The organism is Arthrobacter sp. 05L45_2 (assembly GCF_056397525.1).
The window spans coordinates 1-5,450 of sequence record NZ_JBFTNO010000213.1 but is presented as its reverse complement, the minus strand read 5'-3'; the positions used below and the strand labels follow the sequence as shown (position 1 = coordinate 5,450).

Annotated in this window: 5 protein-coding genes, 3 tRNA genes and 1 pseudogene; 5 read left to right on the top strand and 4 right to left on the bottom strand. The window is 67.4% G+C overall.

Annotation, left to right across the window (positions count from 1 at the left end; genetic code table 11):
* Positions 1 to 136: 136 nt before the first annotated feature.
* Positions 137 to 739 (top strand): LysE/ArgO family amino acid transporter, encoded by a 603-nt coding sequence (locus tag AC1DHD_RS13975; protein WP_476880290.1) that lies wholly within the window; start codon positions 137 to 139, stop codon positions 737 to 739.
* Positions 740 to 766: 27 nt separating this feature from the next.
* Here the strand turns inward: AC1DHD_RS13975 and AC1DHD_RS13970 are convergent, their stop codons facing one another.
* The gene (locus AC1DHD_RS13970; RefSeq protein WP_476880289.1) at positions 767 to 1,828 is read right to left on the bottom strand and encodes a PHP domain-containing protein; all 1,062 of its coding nucleotides are present in this window, start codon (positions 1,826 to 1,828) and stop codon (positions 767 to 769) included.
* A gap of 196 nt (positions 1,829 to 2,024) precedes the next feature.
* Here AC1DHD_RS13970 and AC1DHD_RS13965 point away from each other — a divergent pair.
* The 3 genes from AC1DHD_RS13965 to AC1DHD_RS13955 all read left to right on the top strand — a co-directional run bounded on the left by AC1DHD_RS13965 (position 2,025) and on the right by AC1DHD_RS13955 (position 2,409).
* Positions 2,025 to 2,097, top strand: a tRNA-Glu gene (locus AC1DHD_RS13965).
* A 114-nt stretch (positions 2,098 to 2,211) separates the two neighbouring features.
* Positions 2,212 to 2,285 (top strand) — tRNA-Asp (locus tag AC1DHD_RS13960).
* 48 nt (positions 2,286 to 2,333) lie between these two features.
* Positions 2,334 to 2,409 (top strand) — tRNA-Phe (locus AC1DHD_RS13955).
* A 216-nt stretch (positions 2,410 to 2,625) separates the two neighbouring features.
* Here the strand turns inward: AC1DHD_RS13955 and AC1DHD_RS13950 are convergent.
* Complete coding sequence (locus AC1DHD_RS13950) at positions 2,626 to 3,240, bottom strand: polysaccharide deacetylase family protein (RefSeq protein WP_476880288.1); 615 nt, start codon at positions 3,238 to 3,240, stop codon at positions 2,626 to 2,628.
* Between the two features lie 513 nt (positions 3,241 to 3,753).
* On the opposite strand from AC1DHD_RS13950, the gene AC1DHD_RS13945 reads away from it, so the two are divergent.
* Entirely contained in the window at positions 3,754 to 4,458 is a 705-nt protein-coding gene (locus tag AC1DHD_RS13945; RefSeq protein WP_476880287.1) for a class I SAM-dependent methyltransferase, read from the top strand.
* Between the two features lie 37 nt (positions 4,459 to 4,495).
* Here AC1DHD_RS13945 and AC1DHD_RS13940 read toward each other — a convergent pair whose 3' ends face one another.
* Both AC1DHD_RS13940 and AC1DHD_RS13935 read right to left on the bottom strand, forming a co-directional pair.
* Positions 4,496 to 4,834 carry a YciI family protein gene (locus AC1DHD_RS13940; protein WP_476880286.1) on the bottom strand — a complete coding sequence of 113 codons (339 nt, stop codon included), beginning with the start codon at positions 4,832 to 4,834 and terminating at the stop codon, positions 4,496 to 4,498.
* 130 nt (positions 4,835 to 4,964) lie between these two features.
* A pseudogene (locus tag AC1DHD_RS13935) lies at positions 4,965 to 5,450 on the bottom strand (hypothetical protein); the annotation flags it as partial.

Below are 5,450 nucleotides of genomic sequence, written 5' to 3'. Positions count from 1 at the left end.
GCGTCGAAACTACCGAGCGCGACGATGGCCGCCAATGTCCGGGCCTGCTCGGGGGCGATATCGATCATTAGCTCATCTTATGTATGTGGAGAAACTTTAACTGGTTTCATTTTGGTGCGGGACCTACCGTGGACTGGTGATCGTTCCCCTGCTGTCCGGCCTCTCCGCCGGCCTGTCCCTCATTGTTGCCATCGGCGCGCAGAACGCTTTCGTCCTCCGCCAGGGGATCCRGCGTTCCCATGTGGCCCTGGTGGTGGCGGTCTGCGCCGTGTCCGACCTCGTGCTGATCGTCCTCGGCGTCGCCGGGATAGGAGTCCTGCTGGACCGGGCGCCGGCGGCCCTGGTGGTCATCCGGTGGGCCGGCGCGGCCTTCCTGCTGGCCTACGGGCTGCTGGCGGCACGGCGCGCGGTCCGCGGCGAACAGCTGGATCCGGAGAAAGGGAACAAGATCCTCAGCCGGGGCGCCGTGCTGGSCACCTGCCTGGCTTTCACATGGCTGAACCCGCACGTCTACCTCGACACCGTATTGCTGCTCGGTTCCCTCGCGGCCGCGCAGGGCGAGACGGGGCGCTGGTGGTTCGCCGCCGGGGCCGGGCTGGGCAGCATCGCCTGGTTCACCGCGCTCGGTGTGGGGGCGCGGTTCCTGACGGCCCTGTTCCGGCGCCGCACGGCATGGCGGGTGCTCGACGCCGGCATCGCCGTGGTGATGGTTACCCTCGCCGTCCTGCTGCTGACCTGAGCGCCGCTGCCGCCGCGGGCCGGCGGGTCAGTGCTCCCCGCGGGTCCACTGGAGGAGCCGGTCGACGGGCCAGGTGGTAATGATCCGCTCCGCCGGGACGCCGTTCCGGGCGGCCCGCTCCGCCCCGTATTGCAGAAAGTCCAGTTGGCCCGGAGCATGCGCGTCGCTGTCGATGCTGAACAGGCAGCCGGCGTCGAGGGCCAGCTGGATCAGCTCATCGGGAGGATCCTGCCGCTCCGGCCGTGCGTTGATCTCCACGGCCACGTGGTGCTCCGCGCACGCGGCAAACACCCGCTTCGCGTCGAACTCCGACGGCGGCCGGGTTCCGCGGCTCCCGTTCAGGAGCCGGCCCGTGCAGTGTCCCAGCACCTTGGTGTGCGGGTTCTCGATCCCGGCCAGCATCCGGCGGGTCATGGTTTTCCGGTCCGAGCGGAGCTTTGAGTGGACGCTGGCCACCACCACGTCCAGCCTGTCCAGTAGTTCCGGAGCCTGGTCGAGCGTCCCGTCTTCGAGGATGTCCACCTCGATCCCGGCCAGCAGGCGGGGCTGCGCCGGACCGGCAGGCGCAGCCTTGCTCCCGGCCGGCGCTGCCTGGCGGTGCTCCTCGATGGTGGCGATCAGCTCCAATTGCGCGGCGAGCCGCTCTTCGCTCAGGCCGTTGGCGATCCGGAGCGTGGGGGAATGATCGGTCAGGGCCACGTATTCGCGGCCCAACATCCGGGCCCCGTCCAGCATGGCCTCGACCGGCGAGCCGCCGTCGGACCAGTTGCTGTGCATATGCAGGTCCCCGCGCAGGTTCGCCAGCAGCTCCTGGCCGCCCTCGGCCAGGGGAGCGGCGCCGCGCTCGCGCAGGTCCGCCAGATAGTCGGGGACGCCGCCGTCGACCGCCTGGGCAATGACCGCGAACGTCCTGTCGCCGATGCCCTTCGTCCGCTTCAGCCGGCCGTCGGCCGTGCGGGCCGCCAACTCGGCGGGCGCCAGGCCGCCGATGAGTTCGGCCGCCTTCCGGAATGCCTGCACTTTGAAGGTGGTGGCGCGTTCACGTTCGAGCCAGAAGGCGATCTCGTTGAGGGCAGCAGTGGCGTCCATCCGACCATCAATTGCACAGCCACAGTGGCTGTGTCCAGAGCCTATTCCCGGGAGGAGGGAGGGATTTTGGAGATTCCGGAACTTGGCCCTATAGTTTTATAGGTCCAGTTCGGAGGAACCCGAAGGGAACAAAAACGGCAGGCTTCGGCCCTACATTTTTGCCCTCGTTCACGCGGTTTTACCGGATGGCGTCCTGGCCCCCATCGTCTAGCGGCCTAGGACACCGCCCTTTCACGGCGGCGGCACGGGTTCGAATCCCGTTGGGGGTACGCAAGGAAACTGGTCAAGCCGGATGAAAAAGTCTGGTAGGCTAAAGGCCTTGAAAAATTGCGGAAGCGATTCCGCAAGATGCAAGAAACAGCAGGAAAACGTAGTAAAAGTAAGGCCCTGTAGCGCAGTTGGTTAGCGCGCCGCCCTGTCACGGCGGAGGTCGCGGGTTCAAGTCCCGTCAGGGTCGCTCTGATTGCCAGAAGAAATTCCGGCCGTCAAGGTGACATGTCACCTAGGCTCTGTAGCTCAGTTGGTAGAGCGTTCGACTGAAAATCGAAAGGTCACCGGATCGACGCCGGTCGGAGCCACCAGCTAGAACCCCGCAGTTCCCAGTGTCTACACGGGAACGGCGGGGTTTTTTCGTTGTCTCGCGTCCTGTCTCCCGCACAAACCCCCGGTGAAATCAGGTGCTACTTGTCCGGGGGAGCGGGAGGAAGGTCTCGCCTCGGTCCTTCATGAGGGCCAGGGCGTGCGTGAGCCCGGCGGCGGTGCCACCGGCGGGGTGGTTGCCGTGGGCGATGACAATGTCACCCGCCCGTGCCCGGGATATCTCGCGAGTGACCGTCGCGGCGGGAAATGTGGCGCCGGCGTCGCCGTTGATGCTGAATCCGACCGGGACGACAACCCAGGGAACGGACGATTGAGGCGGAGACCTCGTCCAGATGCGCGGTTCCGGGCCTGAAGTAGCGTGGACGGGCCCCGGTGAGGTCGGCGAGGCGAGCGTCGTTGGTCATGATCTCGTCGTAGACCTCGCCGGGGTTCCTGGTGCCCCGGATCCCGTATGCGCTCCTAGCTGTGACGGACAGGGGGCGGTGGGCGGTTCCGTGGTTGGCGAGTTCGAAGAGCGGGTCAGCGGCCAGGTCCTGGGCCAGCGCCTGGTTGGCGGTGATCCACCGGGAGTTCAGGAACAAGGTGGCCGGGATCTCCTGCTGCCGCAGGACGGACAGGAGGGCCAGGTCCGCTCCAGTGCCATTTATCCCGCCGCAAAAATCGAACGTCAGCGCCACCCCGGCGGTTGCCGGGGGCAGCCGGGTCAGCACCCCGGGCGCTTCCACTCCCCAGTACGTCGCGGGGCGTCGGGCGAACGCCGCCGTCACCTGGTTCCGGGTCAACATCGGTCCCGGCAGCGCGGGGAGGTCCAACGGATGCTGATCCGACGGTGAAGCGGTTGCGGAGGGAGTGCCGATGTGGGCCGCGGCCGCGGCTCTCTTGCCCGGGGTATCAACCCGCGGCGGTCCCGCCCGGCGGGGTACGTCCGGTCCGGCCGTCCCGGTTCCTTGGCGATCAGGGGCGCAGCCGGTCAGTGCCAGGGCGGCGGCGGTCAAAATGAATGACCTCCGGTCCGGAGTCCATGCCACAGCAAATGGTCCGATCTCTTCACAGTGAAACCCAGCGGGGAAGCTGGCCGCGCCAGGAATTTGGCACGCAACGGCTGGCCCCGGTGAAGAGTCCCGCCTGAGGCTAAGGGTACGACTCCTCAGCGGGTCTGATGCCCCGCCAATCCGTGCCGTGCRTATTTTAGGCCCGGCTGCCCGGGCATGCCCCCGTGCTTCAAGGCGGCCACGTCGTTCACCCTGGGTCAGCCGCCGCCGGCCGTGTTGTTACGATCGGGCTGACCGTAACGACCAGCAGTGTTCTCCTGAGAGCGGGTTTCCGTGAAGGCCAACCACTACGACAACTTCGCCGAGCGCTACGCGGCCGAGAATGACTCCAGCCTCCTGAACGCCTACTACGAGCGGCCGGCGATGCTGGCCCTCGCCGGCGACGTCGACGGCCGCCGGATCCTGGACGCCGGGTGCGGCTCCGGGCCCCTCTCGGCTGCCCTCAGTGCCAGGGGCGCGGCCGTCACCGGCTTCGACGCCAGCCCGGCGATGCTCGAGCTTGCGCGGCAGCGGTTGGGGGCGGCCGCGGACCTCCACGTGGCCGACCTCGGCGGGCCGCTTCCGTTCCCCGATAACTCTTTCGACGACGTCGTCTGTTCCCTGGTGCTGCATTACCTCGAGGACTGGTCGGCGCCCCTCGAAGACCTCCGGCGTGTGCTGAAGCCCGGCGGCCGCCTGATCCTGTCGGTCAACCACCCCACGGTCACCGTCGTCACCCAACCGGCCGAAGACTATTTCGCCATCCGGCAGTACTCCGAGGACTACGAGTTCGACGGCGAACCGGCGGTCCTGACCTTCTGGCACCGCCCGCTGCACGCGATGTTCAGCGCGTTCACGGCGGCCGGCTACCGCGTGGCCGCCGTCAGCGAACCAGAGCCGGTTCCGGACACGCCCAAAGAGCTCCTTCCGCCGCGCATCCTGAGCGGTGAGAAGTCGGCATTCCTGTCCTTCATCTTCTTCGTCCTCGAAGCCACCTGACAGCAGGCGAAAGTGTGGTCAGCCGGCGGCGCCGTGGTTATGCGTCGATCCGGCGGATTTCGATCGGCCACAGTTCTGCCTCCCCGAGCTTGGCCGCGATTTCCCCCGCCCGGTCCATGTCCACGCAGTCCACGATGTAGTACCCGGCCAGGAATTCCTTGGTCTCCACAAAGGGCCCGTCGGTGACTGTGGGCCGGCCGCCGTCCGAGGAGACAAACTTCGCCTCCTCGCTCAGCTCATGGGCCGTCACGAATTCGCCCGAGGCCCTGAGTTCCTGCTGCAGCGAGGTGTGGGCCTGCATAATCGCGTTGATCCGGGCCTCCGGGAGCGCGTTCCAGGTGTCGGCATTGTTCGGGATCAAGAGCAGGTGTTTCATTTCTCTCCTTCTTGGCGGTCGCTACACCAGTACGACGCCCGGGACACCGTCAAAACGACAGGCGGCGGCGAACTTTTTCCCACGCTAGTCCAAGGGCGGCAATCTCCCTGCAGGTGCAGGGACCGGCCGCCTAGCTGCTGTGGGATGGGATTGCCCGGGGGCTTCGGGCAGCAACAAGCGTTCCGATCCAAACCACCAGGGCGAGGACGGCGTAGCCGGCGGTGATGACCGGGAGGCTGATCACCCGGCTGGCCTGCCCGGCGATGAGGCTGGGGACTGCCGATCCGGTGTACGAAATGGAGTAGATCACGGCGAGTAGGCCCGCGCGTTCCCGGGGGAGCGCCTCGGGCAGGAGGGTGTTGATGCTGCCCGAGGTGGCGATGCCCATCCCGATGCCGCCGGCGACGCCTGCCCCGATGAACAGTCCGAGGATTCCGGCGGTGCTGGCCACCGTCAGGCCGACGCCGGCGACGGCGACCAGCGTCATCCCGGTCCGCTGGGCGGCCGCCGGGGTGAAGCGGCCGGCGATGAAACCGCCGAGGAAACCGGGCGCCATGTAGGAGGCGAACACGGCGGCTGCGGCCAGGGGGCTGTGCGAGCCGAGGTTGTCCGCGGC